Below are 1878 nucleotides of genomic sequence, written 5' to 3'. Positions count from 1 at the left end.
AGTTGCTCCTACCATAGTTCCTTTATAACTTGCACCATTAAAATCATCTCCTATTCCAGAAGTTAAATTGTCAGATGCTAGATTAGATATAGTAACTTCTCCTGATGAGTTCCACTTTTGAAATATAATTTGAATCCCTTTTATTTTATTCAAATTAGTCTTTTTTAAAAGAATATTAAAATTTTTAGTTGTATTTTTAAATATAACAACTAAAGAAAAAAAACCTTTAGTTAACTCAGAATTTATTTTTTCTAAGATGCTATCATTAGTATCATTATCACTAATACTCAAATAAATTTCACTTAAATTATCCAATTTTTAAAATATGGTAAAATATCTCTTTATACTAAATATAAGGAGATATTAAAATGGAAAAAGAACTAATAATTATGGAAGCGCAGGAACTTGGAGTAAACAGAAAGAACTGGGAGGTTTACAATGCTTATTTGACAAGCAAAGCTATACAGTCAAAAGAAACAGTACAGACAACCTATAAGACTTATTTTAATAATGTAAAGCTATTTTTTCAGTATTTAAAAGTTTATGAGAATAATAGATATATTCTTTCAGAAGATACAATAAAAAACTTCACAGGAATTTGGGAGAGATATGTATTGTTATGTATCCAGCAAGGAAATAATAATCAAACTATTAGAAACAAGAGAACAGCAGTATCAACATTCCTTGACTGGTGTGAAAAGAGAGATTTTATTAAAATAAATCCTTTTAGAAAGATAGAGCAAATAAAAATTACTGAAAGTGATAAAAGGAGGACATCATATTTCCTATCTCAAAAGCAGATATGGGAAATAAACTTTATGATGAAGTTAGATAAAAAGAAATTTGATATCCAGGATAGATTAATATTTAATTTATTCCTTGATAGTGCAGTAAGAATCTCTGCAGGACATAGTTTGAAGTTATCTCAATTAGATTTAAATAATAATTGCTTTATAGGTGTTAGACATAAAGAAGGATATGTTAAACCAGTCTTATTCTTTGAGGAAACAAGAGCTATATTAGTAGAATGGATAAAAGAAAGAGAGAAGTTAGGTATAGATTTAGATTGGTTATTTGTTACTAAGTACAACAGAACATATAAGCAAATGAGTAAGGAAACTATAAGAGCAAGAGTAAGAGAGATGGGGAAAATAGTAGGAATAGAGAACTACTATCCTCATAGTATTAGGAAAACTATTATTAATATAATTTCAGGAGCTGGAACAGTTAATGATGGAGCTATGCTTGGATATCATAAAGACTCAAAAGTTACATCAGAACACTATGTGAAAGCTAAAGAAGAGGAAGAAATAAAATTAAGATTATTAGAATTAAGAAGAAGAGCAGGACTTTAAATAAAAAAAGTACCCCGCAGGGTTGGAGGTAATGCTACTTTCTGTACAACATTACAATGATGATAACTACTAGTAAAAGAAGTAGTCCTCCATCAAAGTGGATGTTTTGAATAAAAATATTCATCGAGCATTCCTCCTCATGTAGTGTGATTTCTACCTTGCTTAAGGGCAGAATAAAAGCCCCAATAAAATTATTAGGGCTAATATTCTAAGCTTAATTAATCACACTACAACCCCTGCGGGGGTTTGAACACTTTAATTATAACAAAATAATAACAAAAAGTCAAACTTTGAGGAGTGATTCCAATGTAAAAAACATATGTAACATTACATAAATTTCATAATTTATTTAAAAAATTTAGTTTTATGATTTTTGAAAAAGTATTGATTTTACTTGCTTTTATAATTTTTCTTAAAGTATGTCTTTAGGAGTTTTTTATAAAAGACTTGAGTAATCTCAAAATATAAAAGTCTTAATTTCATTGACTTTTCGGAACTTTCAAAATTATCAAAAACTACATAA

Annotated in this window: 2 protein-coding genes; one reads left to right on the top strand and one right to left on the bottom strand. The window is 27.6% G+C overall.

Annotation, left to right across the window (positions count from 1 at the left end):
- Window positions 1–291 (bottom strand): hypothetical protein (locus FMAG_RS13815; protein ID WP_040493855.1); only part of this gene is annotated, 291 nt, incomplete at its 3' end.
- A 77-nt stretch (window positions 292–368) separates the two neighbouring features.
- Here FMAG_RS13815 and FMAG_RS06760 point away from each other — a divergent pair.
- A complete protein-coding gene (locus FMAG_RS06760) occupies window positions 369–1355 on the top strand; it encodes a tyrosine-type recombinase/integrase (protein WP_005885329.1) in 987 nt (328 codons plus the stop codon).
- Window positions 1356–1878: the final 523 nt, after the last annotated feature.

The organism is Fusobacterium mortiferum ATCC 9817, assembly GCF_000158195.2.
GTDB classification, from domain to species: domain Bacteria; phylum Fusobacteriota; class Fusobacteriia; order Fusobacteriales; family Fusobacteriaceae; genus Fusobacterium_A; species Fusobacterium_A mortiferum.
The sequence above is the reverse complement of the archived record's forward strand: the minus strand, read 5'-3'. Positions and strand labels throughout refer to the sequence as shown.

Excerpts from the sequence above, each read along its gene's own strand:
- FMAG_RS06760 (WP_005885329.1), top strand. The coding sequence starts at position 369 with ATGGAAAAAGAACTAATAATTATGGAAGCGCAGGAACTTGGAGTAAAC.